Genomic DNA, 20,736 nt, shown 5'->3' with positions numbered 1-20,736 from the left:
CCCCCGTCACCCCATCACCCCCGTCACCCCGTCACCCCATCACCCCCGTCACCCCACCACCCCCGTCACCCCATCACCCCCGGCAATTTTTAACTCGGGAAGCGAGTCATCCGCAAGCACCGCCAATTCCGAGGCGGTGAACGGATGACTGAGAATGAAACAGCCCTGCCCATAGATCAGCATTTGACTCGCTTATTCTCATTCAAGGCTATCAGCTATCCTAAAGTTAGAAGTCGCTGAAAGCCTCTTTATGACTACTCCTCCTCGTAAATCTAAAAGAACGGCAGTGATCACCCTCGTCTTAATCGCATCAGTCGGTTTGAAAGCCTGCGAATCCTCCAAAAGACGAGAAGTTTATCGCAATCTGCCAGACTGTCAGCAAGAATGGGGTCAACCCGAACTCTGTGAACCGATCACCGATGGCTCCTATCCTGTTGGTTATTATTATGGCCCCTATTACCGACGACGCCGAGGTAACTACTACTATTACCGTACCTACAACAGCCCTCCCCGAGTCATTCCTCGCAACGCTGGAATTGTCACCACCTCTCCGAGTCGTCCGAGTTCCTCCGTCGGTCGAATTAAACGAGGAGGATTCGGTTCAGGGAGCCGATTCGGGGGACGAGCCGGGAGCCGAGGCGGTTGATTGAAATAGAAGTCGTCAAAACCCTTGAGAATGGGAACTCTAAAACTAAATCACTAACATTTTATCCAAAAAGCAGGTTTAGCTATGAAACGCATCCCCCTCACTCCACGTCCCCACTGGGAACAAAAATGCGATGAGGTTGGATTTCACTTTTACAACTACGATGGACTGTATTGGAACGAAAGCGCCTGTTATCAGTTTAGTTCTCCAGAAATAGACGAACTCGAAGCCGCAACCGTTGAACTCCATCAGCTTTGTCTAGAAGCCATTGAGCGCATTATTATAGAAGAACGCTATACTCAACTTTCCATCCCGCTCGAATTTTTTCAAATCTGTCGTCAGTCCTGGGAAGAAGGTGATCCTAGCCTTTATGGTCGCTTTGATTTTGTCTATGATGGCATCCATCCCCCCAAACTCCTCGAATACAACGCCGATACTCCCACCGCCTTACTCGAAGCCAGTATCGTTCAGTGGACGTGGTTAGAAGAAAGCTTTCCCAACGCTGATCAGTTCAACTCCATTCACGAAAAACTGATCGAACAATTTCACCAAATCTACTCTTATCTATCTCCTCATCTCAGACATCTACACTTTACCTGCGAACGGGATAGTACAGAAGATCTCGGAACCGTTGAATATCTCAGAGATGTAGCCATTCAAGCCGGGTTCTTGACTAAACATCTATATATAGATGAAATGGGCTGGAACTCTAGTGATCAGTGTTTTTGTGACTTGGAAAACTTCCCCATTCAAGCACTCTTTAAACTTTACCCGTGGGAGTGGATGATCCAGGATGAGTTTGGACAACACCTTTTAAGTGAACCGATGCTGCTGTTAGAACCGGCTTGGAAAATGATTCTCAGCAATAAAGCTATTTTACCGATTTTATGGGAATTTTTCCCGGATCATCCTCACCTATTACCTGCCTATTTTGACTCAACTCAACTTTCTCATCCTTACATCAGTAAACCGATTTTTTCCCGTGAAGGCGGTAATGTTACGATCTATTATGGCGATCGCATTTATCAAACCGAAGGCATCTATCAAGACGAACCCCTAATTTATCAATCCTACTGGCCGTTACCCCAATTTGACAGTTACTATCCGGTTATTGGATCATGGATTATCGGTGAACAAGCAGCCGGAATTGGTATTCGAGAAGATCAAACTCCCATTACCCAAAATACCAGTCAGTTTATCCCGCACTACTTTGTCTAAAGATCTATATCTGCCTTTCTAATCTCGAGAAAATCAATAAAGAATATGACTGAATTGTTTAAACTGTAAGTTAATGAAAACATTTTTTAGGTGATTTTTATGACTCCTATAATTTAACAATAGATAGATCGACAGAATTGAAAGTCGAAAAGTAACAAAAAAAATTGATATCATTACAAGACACACAGAATCTTAGAACGGCGAAAGAAATTCGTAAATATAAAAATTATCAGGATCAAAATCGATGGAAAACACAACAGAAATTGTAGGTCAATATAACACACTATTAATCGTTCTTTCCTTCATCATCGCTGTAATTGCTTCCTACACAGCTTTGGATTTAGCAAAACAAGTAAAACTCGGAATCAGCAAACGCAAAAGCATCATCTGGTTACTGGGGGGAGCGGTTGCTATGGGATCAGGAATTTGGTCAATGCACTTCATCGCCATGCTCTCATTTCACTTACCAATAGCTGTTCGTTATGATCTCAAGATAACATTGTTGTCTCTTGGTTTAGCGATCGCCGCCTCCGGTTTAGCATTATGGTTATTATATCAACCCAGTACCAATCGATTATCGCTTGTTTGTGGTACTATTTCCATGGGAACTGCGATCGCTCTCATGCACTACACAGGAATGGCAGCTATCAGACTAGAAGAAGCTCAAATACAATATAACTCTCTGATTGTAGCCTTATCTGTAATCATCGCGATACTAGCATCAGGGGCGGCTTTATGGTTAGCATTTCGCGCACAAAATCCAGATTCAAATCAGCAATTCTGGAAACAAATAGGAAGTGCAGCAATTATGGGAACTGGAATTAGTGGAATGCACTATACTGGAATGTGGGCAACTCACTTTTTTCCAACATCAGTTTTAACGGCTGATTCATTCTCAACATTCAATCAATTTGGGTTGGCTTTAGGGGTTGGTGCAATCACCTTAATGACTTTAATCTTTACCCTGATTAGCCTCTTTTTTGATCGACGTTTAAATGCTCATCAACTGCGAGAAAAAGCTTTAGCAGAGAGTGAACAACGCTTTCAAACACTGATTCGCGAAATGCAAGTCGGTGTATTACTCCTAAACAACCGTGCAGAAATCCTGATTAGCAATCAATCTGCACAAACATTATTAAAGCTGAAATCCAACACCGAAACCCCTCAAATTTTCGGTCAAGATTGGTATCTTATGCAAGAAGATGGCAGTGATTATAACCCCCAAAAACTTCCGGTACAATTCGCCATTACTCAACGTCAACCTGTTCGGAATATAATCATCGGAATTAAAAACTCATATCCGAACGCTCAATGTCGGTGGTTACTGGTGAATGCGACTCCGCAACTGGCAAAAAATGGCAGCGTTGAACGAGTGATTTGTACCGTTAGTGATATTAGCCAACAAAAGCAAACTGAAGCCGCATTAAGAGACTCAGAAGAACGATTTGCTTTAGCCGTAGAAGGTGCAAATGATGGGATTTGGGACTGGGATATCCCAACCGGAAAAACTTACTTTTCTTCTCGCTGGAAGATGATGTTGGGTTATGGTGAAGAAGAATTACCCAATCATCTCGAATCTTTCAAAAAAATCCTTTATTCAGAAGACTCAGAGCGGGTTTTTAACATTTTAGAACGTTACCTCAATCAAGAAATTCCTTACTACGAAGTTGAGTTTAGATCCGTGACTAAACAAGGCAATATTCGTTGGATACTTTCTCGGGGTGTAGCACTATGGGATAGTAAGAATAAAGCCTATCGAATGGTGGGTTCTAATACTGATATTACCGAACGGAAACAAGTTGAACAAGCCTTACAAGAAAGTGCAAAACGGGAAAGATCAATTGTTCGAGTCATGCAAAGAATGCGCGAAACCCTGGAACTTAAAACCATATTTAATGCAACGACAGAAGAACTCCGACAAGCGTTGTGCTGTTCGAGAGTTCTTGTTTATCGTTTTAATCCTGACTGGAGTGGAGAAGTCCTTGCAGAGTCTGTGATGTCAGGATGGAAAACATTAATTTCCAAAACAGAATATCAATCCTCTCTCAAACAAATTGCTGTCAATCAAGCCGATTGTGTGGTTAAATTACTTGATAGTAACGAAGCTTTGATCGAAGATACTTATCTACGAGAAAATCAAGGGGGATTTTATCGCCAAGGAAAGAGTTACTATCGCTCTGTACGAGATATTTATACGGCAGGATTTGATGAGTGTTATCTCAATTTCTTAGAGCAGTTACAAGCTCGTTCCTATATGATTGCACCGATTTTTTGTGGAACGAATCTATGGGGATTACTCTGTGCCTATCAAAATGGAACGCCGCGAGAATGGACGAACGCAGAAATCAAAATTCTAACCCAAATTGGGAGTCAGTTAGGGGTTGCGGTTCAACAAGCTGAACTCTTGGCTAAAACTCAGCAACAAGCCCAAGAACTTCAAGAAGCCAAAGAAGCGGCTGATGCTGCAAACCTAGCGAAAAGTGAATTTCTCGCCTCAATGAGTCACGAATTGCGAACCCCTCTAAATGCGATTTTGGGTTTTGCACAATTAATGAATTACGACTCTAGTATAAAAGTCGAACATCACCAATACCTGGAAATTATTAGTCGAGCAGGTGAACATTTGCTAAACTTAATTAATGATATTTTAGAAATGTCAAAAATAGAGGCAGGTCGAGTTACACTGACAGAAGATGATTTTGATTTGCTTCATTTGCTGGAAAATCTAGAAAAAATGTTGTGTTTGAAAGCACAATCAAAAGGATTATTACTAACCTTTGAACTAGACGAGACATTACCTCAATGGGTGAGAGGAGATGAAAAGAAATTGCGTCAGGTTTTAATTAATCTTTTAGGAAATGCAACAAAATTCACAGAATCAGGTTGTGTAACGTTACGCAGCTTTAGAGTGAATCAAGCCAAAGTTCGAGAAACAGAAAATAGTTTGATCAAGAATGATGCACTCAGAATTCGTTTTGAAGTTGCCGATACAGGTTTAGGTATTGCTGAAAATGAATTAAAGCGCTTATTCCAAGCCTTTTCTCAAACGACAACCGGGTTAAAATCAGGTGAAGGTACAGGTTTAGGATTATCCATTAGTCAACAATTTGTACAACTGATGGGTGGAGAAATAACCGTTAAATCTCAAGTTAATGTTGGGAGTACCTTTGCTTTTGAAATTCCGATGAGTTGCACTCAAGCTCAAAACAAATACAGAAATTATCATCCTGATCCAGTTATTAGTTTAGTTCCTGAAGATCTGAAAAGAAGTATTTTAATCGTAGAAGATCAACCGAATAACCGTTTACTCATGATCAAGTTACTCTCAGAAATTGGCTTTGAAGTTCGAGAAGCCAGTAGTGGTCAAGAAGCAATTGAAATTTGTTCAACTTGGCAACCTGACTTAATCTTGATGGATATGCGAATGCCTGTTATGAACGGTTTTGAGGCAACTCAACAGATTAATGCGATGTCTTTTGCCAAAAAACCGATTATTATTGCCTTGACAGCCAATACGTTTGAAGCAGAAAAACAGGCGATTTTTAATGCTGGATGTGACGATTTTATCGGCAAACCCTTCCAACGAGAAGAACTCTTAGAAATGATTAGAAAATATTTGGGAGTTGAATATATTTATGCTAAAGATGAGTCTGAAACTCTAAATTCATCGGCTCAATCCTCTGATTCAGAAAAAAGGCAGCCTATCTCTAATCTTGAGATGATAGAAACAATGCCCCCAGATTGGGTTGAAAAACTTCATAAAGCGGCTCAAGCTTGTAGTGACTTATTGATTTGGGAACTCATCGATCACATTCCTCCAGAACATAACATCTTATCAGAAACTTTAAAAGAGTTAGTTGAGGATTTCCGCTATGATCAGATTATGGAATTGACTGAACCTAAGACGGTTTCGCAGAAGTGACTTCATTGAAAATCAGTTCTCATTCATTAACTTAGAGGTCATTTTTTGATTCAATCAAAACTTGTGTTTAATATAGCGCTACGCGAATACATGATTGTCATTTCTAAATCCTAAAACCCCTCAAACCCGAATCATCGGAAAGTAAATCAAAGTCGGGACAATTGATCAATTGTCTGTTAACGCCCTCTCAATCATTTGTAGCAAACAGTAAACTGAGAAGAACAAACGAATCATATACATTCGGAGAACAGCGTGGGTTACGATTTTGATGCAATAATTATCGGTAGTGGTGCAGGAGGCGGAACGGTGGCGTTTGCGTTAGCCAGCGCTGGAAAACGGGTTCTATTAGTCGAACGTGGATCTCGATTTTCTGACACAACAGCCTACCAAGATGAACGCCGAATGCTGATTAATAAAGAAGCCTTCGACGATCGCAATTTTGAGGTCAACGGACAGCAAACTCGCTTACACATTTCCGGAATTCTCGGGGGTGGAACTTCCCTCTATGGTGGTGTTCTCATTCGTCCCAGTCGTTATGACTTCCATCCCGGTAAATATTACGACAAATGGCTACCGCGTCATCTCTGGGATTGGCCGATTACCTACGATGATCTCGCTCCCTACTATGACAAAGCTGAACAATTATTTCAAGTCAGCGGCGACAATACTACTCAAATTCCTAACGTTGAAACCCCAACCCACGGTTATCCCTGCGATGTTCCCGCTTTAGCCCCGATCAACCAACACCTCGAACAAGCTATCGACGCCGCAGGTTTTACCCCCTTTCACTTACCCTTTGGGATTGATTTTAATCGCTGTTTACGTTGTCCAAGCTGTCCGGGTTTTTATTGTCCTAACGATGCGAGGGCGTCTACAACGGTTCGACTTCTGGATACACTGCTTGAAAACGGCAATTTACAACTCAAAACCCTCACCGAAGCCGATCAGTTAGTTACCAATAGTCAAGGTAAAGTTACCGCAGTTCAGTTACAGGATCGCCAAACAGGTAACATTGAACAACTCACCGCTAAAGTTTACATCCTCTCTGCTGGGGCGATTGGGAGTCCCGTTATCCTGCTAAAATCGGGCTTAACCGGACGAAGTGACCAAGTAGGGCGAAACTATATGTTTCACTGTGGCGCCCTCGCAGCAGGCTTTTTTGCCGGGGAAACAGGCGGTGCAGATAGCTTAATTAAACAACTCGGCTTTACCGATCTCTATCTCGGTTCCCCAGATTTTCCCCACAAACTCGGACTCGCCCAAACTGTCCCCGTTCCCGGGCCACTTTCGATCCAAGCAGAACTTCCCTTTCCCCTTCCCACTGCGATCGCCCGTTTTCTGCTGAAGCGAATGTTAGTGATTACGGGGTTAGTCGAAGATATACCCCAAAGCGAAAATCGAGTTGAATTGGGTAAAAATGGAGAAATTCGTCTGACTCACCGCTTTCATCCCTACGACGTCTATCGTTCCAAATATTATATGCGTCAACTGAGAACTGTATTTCGTCAGGCGGGCGCTGTTTTTACCTACGGGGTAACGGGGGATAAAGACGAGGTTCATACTTCCCATCAAGCCGGAACGACTCGTTTTGGCAGCGATCCGCAAACAAGTGTACTTGACCCGGATTGCCGTTTGCACGACCATGATAACGTGTTTGTGGTTGATGGGGGATTTATGCCTAATTCTTTGGGGGTGAGTCCGGCTTTAACAATTATGGCGAATGCTTTGCGTGTATCAGAAGTGATCAAGGAGGTTTGTTAAAAAATGAAGAAAACAGTCGTAATTACTGGAATTTCGGGGACTTTGGGGAGTGCATTAGGAAAGGCGTATATGCAGCAGGGTTGTCATGTGGTTGGAGTGACTCGTCAGCCCGATTTACAGGGAGAAGGCTATAACGAGTTATGTGTTTCCCCGCAAGAAACCCTCGAAGATGCCCAAAAACTGTTTAGTTATAATCCCGATGTTGTCATTTTAAATGCGGGTCAAATTGAAACGGAAGTGGGTGAAGGCGGAGTTCCTTTGGTAGAATTAGTCGAGTCGATGAACCGCGTTAACTATACTTGGCCGGCGATTGTGGCGGTAGAAGCTGCCAAACAAAAGCGTGATCAACTGTTGGATGTGATTGCTATTGGTTCAATTGCTGATGGGAGTCCTTCTTGTTTTGGGCCTGTTTATCATTCGGGGAAAATTGCCTTACATTATTATTGGTCAGGTGTCGGGCCGATTGTTTATTATGCCAGTGACAAGATGATTCGTCTGCGGTTTTACCGTCCGGGTGTCATCGCTGGGCCGTTAGCCTGGGCGCCGGTCAATCGTTTGAACGAAAAAGCCTACAAAATTCGTGAAAGTCGGGTTAATTCTGCACCTTCTGCCGATCATGTTGCGGGTAAGATTGTTAATTGGATTGAAAACAGTAAACAATGGGTGGGAACTTACGAGGAACCGTTTAGTTTCAAAATCTTTAAGTACCTATTTGCTTTGTTTCCCAATCAGTTTTATCGTTTGCAATTGTTAGGGTGGCCGAGGGGGAGTAAGTTTATTAAACCCTCTGAGAAATAAACTCACTTCTGATTTTATTGTTGAGAGAGTGAAGAAGGTTTGGTGATTTAGCCAAACCTTAACTCTACTCAAAACAGACAAACTCAACTTAATTTTGCAATCAACTTTTCAACTCGTTCTCGAACTTCTTCTCGCACACGGGGAAAGATTTCGGGTTGTTCTGCGGGGTCATCGAGTTGCCAATCTTCAAACACTTCTTTTGTTACCCATTCCGGCGGTAAATTTACCCCACAACCACACAATGAAATCACCGCATCATAATCTTTGGGGTTAAATTCACTTAGGGCGTTAGAGGTTTGATTGTTAATATCAATTCCAACGTCTGACATGGCTTTAATTGCGTGGGGATTGACTTCGCTGGCTTCTAACCCTGAACTCGTGACGCTGATTTTTCCCTCACCTAATTTTTTTGCAAATCCTTCCGCCATTTGAGAACGAGAAGAATTTTTCTTACAAACAAACATGACTCGTTTCATTAGAGTAACTCCTGATTTTTGATGAATTTTATTGGGCTAGTTTTTGCAGAAAATTAGTTTATTTTTTCTTTGCGTTCACTATAGCGATCTGTCAGATAATCTACTTGATCTCGCAACAGTATGGTAAACTTATAAAGTTCCTCCATCACATCAACAACGCGATCGCGATAGGGTGAATCTTTCATCGTTCCATCTTCGTTAAATTCTTGATAAGCTTTCGCGACTGAAGATTGATTGGGAATGGTAAACATTCGCATCCATCGACCCAAAATTCGCATGGTATTCACTGCGTTAAAAGATTGAGAACCGCCACTGACTTGCATCACGGCTAATGTTTTTCCTTGGGTGGGTCGAACTGCACCAATACTTAAAGGAATCCAGTCTATTTGATTTTTGAGAATTCCGGTAATATTACCGTGCATTTCTGGAGATGACCAGACTTGACCTTCTGACCATTGACTGAGTTCTCGGAGTTCTTGAACGAGAGGATGAGATTCTTCAACCCTCCCCCGCAGAGGTAAGTCATAGGGATGAAAAAATTTAACTTCTGCTCCCATTTCTGTAATAATTCGCGCGGCTTCTTCTGCTAACAAACGACTATAAGAGCGTTCTCGCAAGGAACCATACAAAAAGAGAATTCTGGGGGGATGATCTAATTTTTCCATCGGTGTTAACGTGAGAATCGATGACTATTTACAGCAAGTCGATTTGACAGGTTCAGCCGCTTTTGAAGCTGTCGTTAAGTTGTCTTCTGGGGTGGTATCGGCAAGTTTAACCACAAATATTTCCCAACGATTTCCATCGGGGTCAGTTACCCAAACTTTATCCTGAATGGCATAACAACAGTCGGTATTGTGTTCTTCAAAGGTTGCGAGTTTTGCCTGTTTAAATCGTTCAATTGCCGCTTGTACGGTTTCCGAACTTTCGACTTGAATTCCTAAGTGAGACAAGGTGCCACCCGGTTGAATTTCTTCGGCTAAATTCAGGGTTAGATTGAGTGGGGGATTGTTCACGTCAAATTTAGCATAATCGGCTTTATATTTGACAGGTTCAACTCCAAATAAAGTCTGATAAAAGGTAAGAGACTGTTCTAAGTTTCGGACAACTAAAGCGACATGAGTTTTAAAGACTGACATAATTCACCTCTAATTTAACACTTCAAACAACGGGGATCAAGTAATGTTGCTTTTTCTGGTTCGCGGGGAAACCAAGAAGCAGTTCGTTTGCAAACTTCGACCAACATTAACATTACCGGAACTTCAATTAAAACGCCGACAACAGTTGCTAATGCAGCACCCGAATTTAAACCAAATAAAGTCACGGCTGTTGCAATGGCGACTTCAAAATGATTACTCGCCCCAATTAACGCTGCGGGTGCGGCATCTTCATAGTACAAATTCATCTTTAATCCAGCAACGTAAGCAATCAGAAAGATAAAGTTAGTTTGGATAAATAGAGGAACTGCAATCAACAAAATATGCAGCGGATTTTCAACAATCAATTCTCCCTTGAAGGCAAACAACAATACTAAGGTAATCAATAAAGCTGAAGTCGCAATCGGGCTTAAATACTTCAGAAACTTGCGTTCAAACCACGCTTTACCTTTATGTTTAAAAATCCAATAGCGACTATACATTCCTGCGGCTAATGGTAATCCCACATAGATTAACACTGATAAAACAATCGTTTCCCAAGGCACAGTTAAATCATTAGCAGACAGCAACCAACGTCCTAAAGGGGCATATAAAAACAGCATGGCTAGGGAGTTAATCGCCACCATCACTAATGTATGACCTTGGTTACTATAAGAAAGATATCCCCACATCAAAACCATTGCCGTACAAGGGGCAATTCCGAGTAAAATTGTTCCGGCAATATAAGAGTCAGCTAGTGTGACTTCTGTTCCTCTTAATACCTCTGTTGTACTTAATAACGGCCGAAATAAATACCCCAGAAAAAACTGTGAAAAGGCAACCATTGTAAATGGTTTGATTAGCCAGTTAACGACTAAGGTTAGGATGACTGGTTTGGGTGCTTTTGCCGCTTGACGAGCCTGGGTAAAGTCAATCTTTACCATGATGGGATACATCATAAAAAACAGGCAAATTGCAATCGGAATCGACACCTGATAAACACTCATCGAATCAAGGGCAACCGCCACACCGGGAAACAATCTTCCGAGTAAAATTCCGCCTAAAATACACAAAAATACCCAAACGGTGAGATACTTTTCAAAAACGCTCAGTTGACCGCCTGCTTGTACGGCAGATTCATTAACTTGAGGTGAATTAGAACTCATAGAAATTCCTCAAAATTACAGCAAAATCGACTACCATTCTGTAAACTTAGTCAACACTTCATCAATCGTCATTGTGAATTCAGATTCACCTCCAAAAGCAGTTCCTACTTTGGTTTTATGAAAGTTGCGGAACAGCAAAGCATAGTCATCTTCTTCAAAGGGAATATAACCGACAGAACTCACAACCCCCTCTGCATTTCTCAGATAAAAATCGATAAAATCCGTCATCAAAGGGTTGTCTTTAGCGGAGACAGCATTAACATAAATAAACAGGGGTCGCGCTAACGGTCTGTATTGATTTTGGCGGGCATTTTCTTCCGAAGGCATCACCGCAGAACCCGTACCATTATCAATCGCTAAGGGTTTTAATTTGTCTTGGTTTTTGTTGTAATAAGCATAACCAAAATAACCCAAAGCGTTGGGATTTCTACTCACTCCCTGCGCTAAAATCTCATCATCTTCACTGGCGGTAAAATCACTACGAGAAGCACCAGGTTGACCAACAATTGCTTCTGTAAAATAGTCATAGGTTCCTGAGTCTGTCCCTGGCCCGTACAATACTAACGGTCTATTAGGCCAAGACGGACGCACTTGATTCCATGTTGTAATTCTCCCTTGCGCCCCAGGTTCCCAAATTTTCTTCAACTCCTCAACGCTGATGTCAGACGCCCAAGTATTTTGGGGATGAACAACAACGCTGAGGGCATCAAAAGCCACTGGGAGTTCGATATAAGCAATATTGTTTTGTTTGCAGACTTCCATCTCACTGCGAGAAATGGGGCGAGAGGCGTTGTTGATGTCGGTTTCGCCTGCACAGAATTTTTGAAAACCACCTCCGGTTCCGGAAAAGTTTGCGGTTACATCAACATTTTTTGTGCTTTCTGAGTTGAACTGTTCGACAATTTTCTCGGTAATCGGATAAACGGTACTGGAACCATCAATTTTTATCGGTTCGTTTTGCTGCGCTTGATTGGAACCACAACCGGACAACAAGACAGTTGTACCAATAGCGAAACTAGCTACATTAAAGGTTTTTAGCCAGTTTGTCGGAGTTGTACTCATCGCTTTCTCCTCCTTTGCGGAGTTGAAGGTATACTTGTACTTTATCAAAAAAGTTTGATTAGTCAAGTAAACTTAGGTAAAGATTTTATATAAAAGCAGCGTTCAAAGCTGTAAAAATTTTGATGGGTCAACAACTTACTCACATTTGCGAGCGGGCCAAATTGGGCTAAAACGGCGAAATTCCGACAGATACTCCTCTAGGGCGATGAACTGGGCAAGGTTAAGGCGATAGTATATCCACCGCCCTTCTGCCCGAGATTGGACTAAACCTGCTTTCTTGAGGATTTTCAGGTGAAACGAGAGTTTGGACTGGGCGATGTCAAGTTCTTTACAGAGGTCGCACACGCACAACTCCGCCTCTCGCAACTCATCAATAATTTGCATTCTGAGGGAATCAGACAGGGCGTGAAATCCAGCAGCAAGTAAAGTTGATGATTCGGTCGAGGTTGTTTTCATCAATTTTTTTTGATACCATCACTGAGACATTATCTCTAGGATGCCCCATTCTGTCTGTTGTGGCAAGATACGGGTTTAAGTTTTAACCAATTCGTCCACGTAGATAGTTTTCTGTTTGGCTGTGAGAAGGGCTACTAAATACTTCTGAAGTGGTGCCAAATTCTAGCATTTCTCCTAAGTACATAAACGCGGTATAATCAGAAAATCGAGCTGCTTGCTGCATACTGTGAGTCACAATTAAAATAGTAACGTGCTGTTTCAATTGACTCATTAATTCTTCAATGCTAGCGGTGGCGATGGGGTCAAGGGCAGAAGTCGGTTCATCAAATAAAATCATTTCGGGATTTGCAACTAATGCCCTGGCAATACATAAGCGTTGTTGTTGACCGCCCGATAGATTTAACGCCATGTCTTTTAAACGGTCTTTGACTTCATCCCAAAGGGCTGCTTCTTTGAGTGCCTGTTCAACTTTTTCATCAATTAAACTGCGCTTTTTCTCACCGCGTACCCGTAACCCATAGGCAACATTTTCATAAATCGATTTGGGGAAAGGATTTGGCTTTTGGAATACCATACTCACCCGCATTCGCACTTCTATCGGGTCAATTTCTCGAGCTAAAATATTATCTGCATCTAAGAAAATTTGACCTTCGTAGCGATTCCCCGGATACAAATCGTGCATTCGATTAAAACAACGTAACAGAGTTGTTTTCCCACATCCAGACGGCCCAATTAAAGCGGTAACTTGTCGTTCAGGAACGGTGAGATTAACATTTTTGACTGCATGAAACGAACCATAATAAAAGTTGAGATCACGGGCTTCTGCTTTGGGCTTGAGGGTAATTAATTCTTTCATTTTCAACCTACTTAAACAATTTCAAAATAAACTTAATCACTTTACCATTTGATACCCCGACGGAACTGATAACGCAAATAAACGGCTAGGGCGTTCATGGTTAGCGTCATCATAATTAATACCGTACCTGCTGCTGCCGCATTTACAGTAAATTCTGCTTCTGGGCGAGATACCCAGTTAAACATTTGAATGGGCATAACGGTAAAAGGTGCCTTTAACCAAGCAAAAGAAATAAAGGGAAATTCACCCTTAAAAGGAGCATCGGGTAAAAAGGCAATAAATGTTAATGCACCAATGGTAATTACGGGAGCAGTTTGGCCAATTGCTCGGGATAAACCGATGATTACACCTGTTAAAATACTCCCGGCAGAATAGGGCAGAATATGATCCCAAATCATTTGCCATTTACTCGCACCCAAGGCATAAGCGGCTTCCCGCAAACTATTCGGAATTGCTCGCAATGCTTCACGAGTGGTGACAATGACAATGGGTAGAATTAACAAGGCTAATGTTAAACCTGCGGCGAGAACACTTTCTCCGAGATTGAGGATATAAACAAACAGACCCAGGGCTAATAATCCGTATACAATTGAAGGAACACCCGCCAAATTGGTAATGTTAATTTCAATTAAATCTGCAATCCAGTTTTTGCGGCTATATTCTTCGAGATAAATTCCCGAAGCAACCCCTAGAGGAACTGATATTATTGCGGTGACAAGCATAACTAAAGTGGTTCCTACCCAAGCTGATAGAATGCCTGCTTGTTCAGGTTTACGACTGGGAAAACTAAAAAAGAAATCAGGGGTAATTCGAGAAATCCCACTAATTGCCATTTGTAGGGTTAACCCAACGAGAATCAAAATGGAAAAGAAAATCACTAAAAAGCCAACAATGGCAAAGAGTTTATCAATTTTTTTTCGACGGTTTAATTCGCTGCGAATTTCTTGAAGGTTGGAGTTAGCCATCTGGTTTAAACTTAATAAATTTCTCGATAACGTTTTGCTAAAAAATGACCAATAACGTTTAAAATTAGTGTCATTAAAACAAGCGTTAATCCAGCCGCAAAAATGGTATGATATTCTAGAGTACCATGAGGAATATCTCCCAAACTCACCTGCACAATATAGGAGCTAATTGTAGCGGCTTGATCGAAAGGATTCCAGGTGAGTTGTGGTTGTAATCCGGCTGCAACTGCGACAATCATTGTTTCACCAACTGCACGAGAAACTGCCAGAATATAAGCGGCACTGATACCAGAAATGGCAGATGGAAATACAACTTTTAAGGCTGTTTGTAGACGAGTTGCACCCATCGCATAAGACCCTTCTCGTAGTCCAACCGGAACAGAACGCATCGCATCTTCACTAATTGAACTCACAAACGGAATAATCATTAATCCCATGACTAAACCCGCACTTAACATATTAAAGCCGGGAAGCATCGGAAAAATAGATTGGAGAATAGGTGTAACAACAAGTAGGGCAAAATAGCCATAAACAACAGTTGGAATGGCGGCTAAAACTTCTAGCCACGGCTTAACAATTTCGCGGAGTTGAGAATGAGCGAATTCACTTAAATAGATAGCCGCAATGGTTCCTAAAGGAATAGCCACAAACATCGCCACCGTTGAGGTCACAAGGGTTCCTGAGAGTAGGGGTAAAATCCCATAATGAGCATCAGCAAACAAAGGAGTCCATTGAGTACCCGTGAGGAATTCTACAATCGAAACTTCCTGAAAAAACAATACAGATTCATCAATGAGAATATATAAAATTGCTATTGTGGTTGCTACCGAAGAAAAGGCAGCAAGAAACAAAATAAATTCAATGACTTGTTCTCGTAAATTCCGAATTTGCTTCGGACTCAATTGTTTACTCTTTTTTGAAAGTTGCAGTTGGTTTTGGGTCATGTGCTAGCTGATTTTTAAAAAACTTAATCTGTTCTTTCCAAGACTAATATAGGGATTAGAGAGTTTTGCTATAGCAACAGCATTCCCCAATCCCTCCGGTGTGATAATAACCCTGATCAACGTGTTATTAATCAAATCAGATGGCAGTCAATCTTATTGAGCAGAATTACTTTAATTCTGGCTTTGCAAACGGCTGAGGGCTTGTTGCTGCATATTGCTCGGTAGAGGCACATAACCTACTTCTTTCGAGAGTTCAGCGCTATTTTGTAGGTAATATTCTACAAAGGCTTTAACCTCTGGCCGCTTAAGAGCATTAGTGCTAACGTAAATAAAGATGGGTCGAGAAAGGGGTTTGTAGCTGCCATTATTTACTGTGTCTAAAGAAGGCTTAACCCCATTAATTGCCAGTGATTTTAACTTACCTTTGTTGTTTTCATAGTAAGCATAACCAAAGTATCCTAATGCACCCTGATCACGAGAAACACCCTGTACCAAAACGTTATCATCTTCACTGGGAGTATAGTCAGTGCGGCTTGCTTGGGACTTACCGTTGATTTCTTCGGTAAAGTAATCAAATGTTCCTGAATCAGCACCCGGGCCATACAATTTCAGGGCTTTATCCGGCCAAGCTGAATTAATCTGATTCCACTTCATGATCTTACCTTGAGCAGCCGGTTCCCACATTTTTTTGAGTTCAGCAGTGCTAATACTTGTGAGTGGATTGCTGGGATGAACAACGACAGTAATCGCATCATAAGCAACTGGAAGTTCTATGTAGTTAATTCCTGCACTTTTACAAGCTTGTGCTTCAGAATCTTTGATCGGACGAGAAGCATTTGAAATATCAGTTTGTCCAGAACAAAACTTCTTGAAACCACCTCCTGTTCCGGAAATACCAACAGTCACTCGCATTGCGCCTTGTTTGGCTTTTTGAAATTCTTCGGCGACGGCTTCAGTAATCGGATAAACGGTACTAGAACCATCGACTTTAACCGTGGGAGTCCCTTGGGAACGTACCGCAGGGATAGATAATGCAACCGTTGCTGCGATCGCAGTCAAAGTACCAGCCAATGTCCAACGATTTTGTTTAAACTGCATATTTTTTAATTGCATAACTCTCTGTAGGATGAAGGTAAATTTAGAACAAAGGTCTGTCTACTTAATTCCTAATCCTTAGTCATCAAAATACTAGGAATTTACGATGAACAGTTATCAGGTTAAGATACAATTGCTATTTCTAATTTAAGTTTTGTTTAAATTTTGGTTAAACTTTATTCAAGCAGCTTTTTTGACAGTAGATAAAAGCTAACTCTATAAATCCAACTTTACAGATCAAATAAACCTATATTAATCTCAAAATCTACGAAGAATAGCTCAAGAGATGATTCACAAGTTCTACAGTCGAGAGAGCAACCAGGAACGAACCTCTACTCATCACTGTGACAGTTGAAGACTTGTCCGATCTTAACCGATCAGCTACAATCCGAGTGATCGCGGTGAAAGTCCTTAACGAAGACCAATTCAACCTTTCCTCAACAATTGCGATCGCGATCAATTATTCAAACAATTTAGAAATTAGCATAACCTTTCTCGCTGCACTTTGCAAGTTTGTTTAAGCTCAATGAAATTGTCGATCAAAAAACCGTCTTTGTTATGGAATCTCTAACCGTCTCACTCTTTCCATTATTCTTGTCTCTAACCGTTGCCAGTGCTGCAACATGGATTAGTTTCGATAGCGGTGAAGAAATCGTCTGTGTGTTCACCAGAGGAATCGCCTTGTTAAGTTTATTATGCGCCTTAAGCTTTACCCCTTGGTTTGTGCTACTCATCTTCATCACCCTCTTATTAGGCTTGAAAATTCCAAGTTTAGAAAAATATATTCGCTAAAATTATAAATTTCAATCTAAATATTAAATAAAGTTTTCATCCGTTTACGAATCCAAACCAACGGATTATTTTCCAAATCTTCATCATCGGATAAACCCAACTCTTTTTTCCGTTCAATAAATTCTTGTTTACGTTCAGCCAACTTTTCAGCAATTTGATTAGCCAATTGCGGATAACTGGATAAAAAGTTTTGAAAAATATTCCGACTCACCACAAATACAATTGTTTTTTCTTTGGCTCTTACTCCGGCTGAACGACGAATTCCCATCAATAAAGACAACTCTCCAAAAAAGTCTCCTGCATACAGATCTCGAATATGTTTATTTGCTTTTTCAGCGATAATTTCAACTGAACCTGATAAAATAATATGAAACGCATCTCCCGGATCACCTTCATGGAAAATAAACTGTTCACTATAATAGGTTTGGCGATAGCCTTTTTCAATTAAACTCAAAATCTCCAAATTGCTGAAGTTTTCAAAATAGACTACCTTTTTTAACAAATCGCGTAGAGACAAGTCTTGTGGAGAATATACTGGCTCTTTACTCAGATTAATTCGAGTAGATTTTTCATTTTCTTGCTTAGATCGATTAAAATTAATAGATTCAAAAACTGATTTTAAATCTTCTGGATTCCTGAGCCATAAATCTCGCTGAGAGACGGGAATGCGGATATTTTTAAAATAAAACTCGTGATGAATAATAAAATTTAAAGAACTCTGAATCGGTAATCTAAAGCGGGGTTTATCAATCCAAACCAGCAGTTCAAAATTAATCGAATCTTCACCAAAATTACTCAACCAAACCTGCGGAGGTGGAAAAGACAAAATTCGAGATTCTTTCTGGGCTGCGGCTAAAATCGCTTCTGTGACTAATACCGGATCGCTTCCATAAGCAACGCGCACCGGAATATGAATCCGACTATTCATATTTTCATAACTCCAGTTAATAATCCGATTATTCACTAAATCAGAATTAGGAACAATAATCGAAATTCCATCATTCGTTAGAACAATAGTAGAACGAATCGAAATTTTACGAATAGTTCCTTCTAAATCTCCCAATTCAATATAATCACCCACTCGGATAGGTTGTTCAAAAACTAAAATTAAACCACTCACAAAATTTTGGGCTAAACCTTGAAATCCAAACCCAATCCCAATCCCTAAACCTCCCGCTAAAAAAGCTAACGAACTTAAATCTAAACCCGCAGCTTGGGGAATAATAATAAACCCTAATGTAATCGTAAAATAGCGAAAAATTGTAGCAATCGCTTCACGAGTTCCTTCCTGAAAACCCAATCGAATCAAGAGATGATCTCTCAACCAGTTGCTCAGATAGCGAGAACTTATAACCACCGCAAAAAAAGCAACTAGAATCGTAAAAATGGAGCTAAGAGAAATCGAAATTCCACCCAGAAAAATGGGTTGTGTAAAAACTCTAGATAAAAACTGTAAAATATTTTCAATAATTTTCATGCAAAATAGAGGATTCACAAAAAGGATTTGTTTAGAGTATTAGTTGAAGTTCAGAAAGTGATAAACTGCAACAAACACTCTCACTTGTAGGATAACAGAATTAATATGGTTGATCATCTTTTAAAAGCAAATTGTCAAACCGTTCATTTAGGGGGATTTTCCGATCAACTTCCACCCGCCTTAACCGTTGACTCTGGCGATCGCATCTCAGTTGAAACCTACACCGGATTGAAAATTTGTCAGCAAGCACCTGAAGCCTTTGTCACGCCAGAATTAATCGAAATTTATCACAATTTACCCCCAGAACGCCGGATTGAGAATGGCCCTCACCTACTAACTGGGCCAATTTATGTGAAAAATGCTCAACCCGGAGATGTACTAGAAGTGCGTCTAGAAGCCATTTCTCCCCGTTTAGCCATGGGGTTTAACGCCATTCGTTCCGGTTGGGGTGCTTTACCCCAAGAATTTTCTGAACCCAACCTACGGTTTATTCCCCTCGACTTAGAACGAAATTGTGCAGAATTTCCCCCCAAAAGTGAGATTTATATTCCCCTACATCCCTTTTTTGGAATTTTGGGCGTGGCGACAACTGAAACCAACCGTTCATCTATTCCTCCAGGAGTTTATGGTGGTAATATTGATAACCCAGAATTACAAGCAGGTTCTCGTTTATTTTTACCAATATTTGTTCCTGGTGCGTTATTTTCAATCGGTGATGGACATTCAGCACAAGGCGAAGGAGAAGTTAGCACTACAGCAATTGAAACATCGATGAATGGCACGATTATATTAAACTTACATCAAAATTTATCTCTAACGACACCAATTGCAGAAACACCCACCGATATCATCACAATGGGATGGGGTTCAACCTTAGACGAAGCCTTTGAATCTGCACTCAAACAGATGATAGAGTTTCTCGAAAAGTTTATCGGATTGGAAGCAGAAGAAAGTTATGTTTTATGTTCTCTAGCCGCTAATTTTCGGATCACCCAGGTAGTTAATTCTCCACAAAAAGGGGTTCATGGTATGATCTCAAAGTCTACTTTACCTCAAACTTTTAAATTTATCAGGGATGACTATTTCTGAATTATTGACTTTAGCGGTCAGCGGAATTTTTGCCGGAATTTTAGCTGGTTTTTTAGGTATTGGTGGTGGTACGGTTCTGGTTCCAATGATGCTAGGATTAGGATATGAACCGATTAATGCAGTCGCCACCAGTACCCTTTCAATTATGATTACCTCCATTTCCGGTAGTATTCAGAATTGGCGCATGGGTTATCTGAGTTTAAATCGGGTGATTGGGATTGGATTTCCAGCTTTAGTTACAGCGCAAATTGGGGCTTATCTCGCTAATCTTTTTTCAAGTCAAATATTACTGATTTTATTTGGACTATTACTCCTGCTGAATATTTATTTAGTCGAAGTTCGGAAAAAAGTGACAAAGCAAAAGAAAAAACAGGAAGAAAATCAAAATTCATCGGAGTTTTCAAGCTATCCTCAAAACTCAACTTCATTAAATCTTATTCCTGAAACTCTCTTTCCGATTACGCCTCATCCGCTTTCGTTAGTCTTTGAATATCAACAAAACTCTAAACAAATTCAATCTCAACAAATCGCCCAAATTATTACCGGAAGTTTAGCCGGATTACTCGCTGGACTATTTGGAATTGGGGGCGGGGTGATCATGGTTCCTCTACAAATATTACTCTTAAATGAAACCATTAAAACCGCGATTCAAACCAGTTTAGGAGTGATTGTAATTACCGCTTTTTCGGCTTGTTTAGGACACGCTTTGCAAGGAAATGTGATCTGGATTACGGGTACAATATTAGGATTAGGCGGCTTACTCGGCGCTCAATTTAGCACTCGATTTTTACCCAATTTATCCGAAAAAACAGTGAGTTTAGCGTTCAAAAGTTTACTGTTTATCCTCTCAATCTACATTTTTTGGAAAGCGTTTCAATAA

At 40.8% G+C, this 20,736-nt stretch carries 19 protein-coding genes; 8 read left to right on the top strand and 11 right to left on the bottom strand.

Annotated elements, in window-relative coordinates; genetic code table 11:
* The first annotated feature begins 250 nt into the window (after positions 1–250).
* From L8106_RS06515 to L8106_RS06495, 5 genes are all read left to right on the top strand, one after another.
* On the top strand, positions 251–646 hold the full coding sequence (locus L8106_RS06515; protein WP_009783440.1) for a hypothetical protein: 396 nt from the start codon (positions 251–253) through the stop codon (positions 644–646).
* 84 nt (positions 647–730) lie between these two features.
* Positions 731–1,864, top strand: a complete 1,134-nt coding sequence (locus L8106_RS06510) for a glutathionylspermidine synthase family protein (protein ID WP_009783439.1) — start codon at positions 731–733, stop codon at positions 1,862–1,864.
* Between the two features lie 244 nt (positions 1,865–2,108).
* Positions 2,109–5,786, top strand: a complete 3,678-nt coding sequence (locus L8106_RS29415; protein WP_009783438.1) for an MHYT domain-containing protein — start codon at positions 2,109–2,111, stop codon at positions 5,784–5,786.
* A gap of 252 nt (positions 5,787–6,038) precedes the next feature.
* Positions 6,039–7,547, top strand: coding sequence for a GMC family oxidoreductase (locus L8106_RS06500; RefSeq protein WP_009783437.1), 1,509 nt, complete (start codon positions 6,039–6,041; stop codon positions 7,545–7,547).
* A 3-nt stretch (positions 7,548–7,550) separates the two neighbouring features.
* Positions 7,551–8,345: an SDR family NAD(P)-dependent oxidoreductase gene (locus L8106_RS06495; protein ID WP_009783436.1), complete on the top strand. Its 795-nt coding sequence runs from the start codon at positions 7,551–7,553 to the stop codon at positions 8,343–8,345.
* A gap of 83 nt (positions 8,346–8,428) precedes the next feature.
* Here the strand turns inward: L8106_RS06495 and arsC are convergent, their stop codons facing one another.
* The 10 genes from arsC to L8106_RS06445 all read right to left on the bottom strand — a co-directional run bounded on the left by arsC (position 8,429) and on the right by L8106_RS06445 (position 16,501).
* Positions 8,429–8,821 carry an arsenate reductase, glutathione/glutaredoxin type gene (gene arsC, locus L8106_RS06490; protein ID WP_009783435.1) on the bottom strand — a complete coding sequence of 131 codons (393 nt, stop codon included), beginning with the start codon at positions 8,819–8,821 and terminating at the stop codon, positions 8,429–8,431.
* A gap of 53 nt (positions 8,822–8,874) precedes the next feature.
* Positions 8,875–9,486, bottom strand: coding sequence for an arsenical resistance protein ArsH (arsH, locus tag L8106_RS06485; protein ID WP_009783434.1), 612 nt, complete (start codon positions 9,484–9,486; stop codon positions 8,875–8,877).
* Between the two features lie 24 nt (positions 9,487–9,510).
* Positions 9,511–9,957: an ArsI/CadI family heavy metal resistance metalloenzyme gene (locus L8106_RS06480; RefSeq protein WP_009783433.1), complete on the bottom strand. Its 447-nt coding sequence runs from the start codon at positions 9,955–9,957 to the stop codon at positions 9,511–9,513.
* A gap of 14 nt (positions 9,958–9,971) precedes the next feature.
* Entirely contained in the window at positions 9,972–11,120 is a 1,149-nt protein-coding gene (gene arsB / locus L8106_RS06475; RefSeq protein WP_009783432.1) for an ACR3 family arsenite efflux transporter, read from the bottom strand.
* 30 nt (positions 11,121–11,150) lie between these two features.
* The gene (locus tag L8106_RS06470; protein WP_009783431.1) at positions 11,151–12,182 is read right to left on the bottom strand and encodes a PstS family phosphate ABC transporter substrate-binding protein; all 1,032 of its coding nucleotides are present in this window, start codon (positions 12,180–12,182) and stop codon (positions 11,151–11,153) included.
* A 135-nt stretch (positions 12,183–12,317) separates the two neighbouring features.
* On the bottom strand, positions 12,318–12,638 hold the full coding sequence (locus L8106_RS06465) for a helix-turn-helix transcriptional regulator (RefSeq protein ID WP_009783430.1): 321 nt from the start codon (positions 12,636–12,638) through the stop codon (positions 12,318–12,320).
* Between the two features lie 82 nt (positions 12,639–12,720).
* The gene (gene pstB, locus L8106_RS06460; protein WP_009783429.1) at positions 12,721–13,494 is read right to left on the bottom strand and encodes a phosphate ABC transporter ATP-binding protein PstB; all 774 of its coding nucleotides are present in this window, start codon (positions 13,492–13,494) and stop codon (positions 12,721–12,723) included.
* A 41-nt stretch (positions 13,495–13,535) separates the two neighbouring features.
* Positions 13,536–14,459, bottom strand: a complete 924-nt coding sequence (gene pstA / locus L8106_RS06455) for a phosphate ABC transporter permease PstA (RefSeq protein ID WP_009783428.1) — start codon at positions 14,457–14,459, stop codon at positions 13,536–13,538.
* Positions 14,460–14,470: 11 nt separating this feature from the next.
* Positions 14,471–15,403, bottom strand: coding sequence for a phosphate ABC transporter permease subunit PstC (pstC, locus tag L8106_RS06450; protein WP_009783427.1), 933 nt, complete (start codon positions 15,401–15,403; stop codon positions 14,471–14,473).
* A gap of 171 nt (positions 15,404–15,574) precedes the next feature.
* Entirely contained in the window at positions 15,575–16,501 is a 927-nt protein-coding gene (locus tag L8106_RS06445) for a PstS family phosphate ABC transporter substrate-binding protein (RefSeq protein ID WP_039895595.1), read from the bottom strand.
* Positions 16,502–17,056: 555 nt separating this feature from the next.
* On the opposite strand from L8106_RS06445, the gene L8106_RS32000 reads away from it, so the two are divergent.
* A complete protein-coding gene (locus L8106_RS32000) occupies positions 17,057–17,290 on the top strand; it encodes a hypothetical protein (RefSeq protein ID WP_156803599.1) in 234 nt (77 codons plus the stop codon).
* Positions 17,291–17,306: 16 nt separating this feature from the next.
* Here the strand turns inward: L8106_RS32000 and L8106_RS06435 are convergent, their stop codons facing one another.
* Complete coding sequence (locus L8106_RS06435) at positions 17,307–18,767, bottom strand: mechanosensitive ion channel domain-containing protein (RefSeq protein ID WP_009783425.1); 1,461 nt, start codon at positions 18,765–18,767, stop codon at positions 17,307–17,309.
* A gap of 105 nt (positions 18,768–18,872) precedes the next feature.
* Here L8106_RS06435 and L8106_RS06430 point away from each other — a divergent pair, with 105 nt between their 5' ends.
* Both L8106_RS06430 and L8106_RS06425 read left to right on the top strand, forming a co-directional pair.
* The gene (locus L8106_RS06430; RefSeq protein WP_009783424.1) at positions 18,873–19,856 is read left to right on the top strand and encodes an acetamidase/formamidase family protein; all 984 of its coding nucleotides are present in this window, start codon (positions 18,873–18,875) and stop codon (positions 19,854–19,856) included.
* On the top strand, positions 19,843–20,736 hold the full coding sequence (locus L8106_RS06425) for a sulfite exporter TauE/SafE family protein (protein WP_009783423.1): 894 nt from the start codon (positions 19,843–19,845) through the stop codon (positions 20,734–20,736). The genes L8106_RS06430 and L8106_RS06425 overlap by 14 nt, the downstream gene beginning before the upstream one ends.

Source organism: Lyngbya sp. PCC 8106, from assembly GCF_000169095.1.
Classification (GTDB): Bacteria; Cyanobacteriota; Cyanobacteriia; order Cyanobacteriales; family Microcoleaceae; genus Capilliphycus.
Note: the sequence above shows the minus strand (reverse complement) of the source record. Positions and strands in the feature narration are given on the sequence as shown.

What these genes read in the sequence shown, in the direction of transcription:
- L8106_RS06515 (WP_009783440.1), top strand. Translation starts at nt 251, where the DNA reads ATGACTACTCCTCCTCGTAAATCTAAAAGAACGGCAGTGATCACCCTC.
- L8106_RS06510 (WP_009783439.1), top strand. Translation starts at nt 731, where the DNA reads ATGAAACGCATCCCCCTCACTCCACGTCCCCACTGGGAACAAAAATGC.
- L8106_RS29415 (WP_009783438.1), top strand. Translation starts at nt 2,109, where the DNA reads ATGGAAAACACAACAGAAATTGTAGGTCAATATAACACACTATTAATC.
- L8106_RS06495 (WP_009783436.1), top strand. Translation starts at nt 7,551, where the DNA reads ATGAAGAAAACAGTCGTAATTACTGGAATTTCGGGGACTTTGGGGAGT.
- arsC (WP_009783435.1), bottom strand. Translation starts at nt 8,821, where the DNA reads ATGAAACGAGTCATGTTTGTTTGTAAGAAAAATTCTTCTCGTTCTCAA.
- arsH (WP_009783434.1), bottom strand. Translation starts at nt 9,486, where the DNA reads ATGGAAAAATTAGATCATCCCCCCAGAATTCTCTTTTTGTATGGTTCC.
- L8106_RS06480 (WP_009783433.1), bottom strand. Translation starts at nt 9,957, where the DNA reads ATGTCAGTCTTTAAAACTCATGTCGCTTTAGTTGTCCGAAACTTAGAA.
- arsB (WP_009783432.1), bottom strand. Translation starts at nt 11,120, where the DNA reads ATGAGTTCTAATTCACCTCAAGTTAATGAATCTGCCGTACAAGCAGGC.
- L8106_RS06470 (WP_009783431.1), bottom strand. Translation starts at nt 12,182, where the DNA reads ATGAGTACAACTCCGACAAACTGGCTAAAAACCTTTAATGTAGCTAGT.
- L8106_RS06465 (WP_009783430.1), bottom strand. Translation starts at nt 12,638, where the DNA reads ATGAAAACAACCTCGACCGAATCATCAACTTTACTTGCTGCTGGATTT.
- pstB (WP_009783429.1), bottom strand. Translation starts at nt 13,494, where the DNA reads ATGAAAGAATTAATTACCCTCAAGCCCAAAGCAGAAGCCCGTGATCTC.
- pstA (WP_009783428.1), bottom strand. Translation starts at nt 14,459, where the DNA reads ATGGCTAACTCCAACCTTCAAGAAATTCGCAGCGAATTAAACCGTCGA.
- pstC (WP_009783427.1), bottom strand. Translation starts at nt 15,403, where the DNA reads ATGACCCAAAACCAACTGCAACTTTCAAAAAAGAGTAAACAATTGAGT.
- L8106_RS06445 (WP_039895595.1), bottom strand. Translation starts at nt 16,501, where the DNA reads ATGCAGTTTAAACAAAATCGTTGGACATTGGCTGGTACTTTGACTGCG.
- L8106_RS32000 (WP_156803599.1), top strand. Translation starts at nt 17,057, where the DNA reads ATGGAATCTCTAACCGTCTCACTCTTTCCATTATTCTTGTCTCTAACC.
- L8106_RS06435 (WP_009783425.1), bottom strand. Translation starts at nt 18,767, where the DNA reads ATGAAAATTATTGAAAATATTTTACAGTTTTTATCTAGAGTTTTTACA.
- L8106_RS06430 (WP_009783424.1), top strand. Translation starts at nt 18,873, where the DNA reads ATGGTTGATCATCTTTTAAAAGCAAATTGTCAAACCGTTCATTTAGGG.
- L8106_RS06425 (WP_009783423.1), top strand. Translation starts at nt 19,843, where the DNA reads ATGACTATTTCTGAATTATTGACTTTAGCGGTCAGCGGAATTTTTGCC.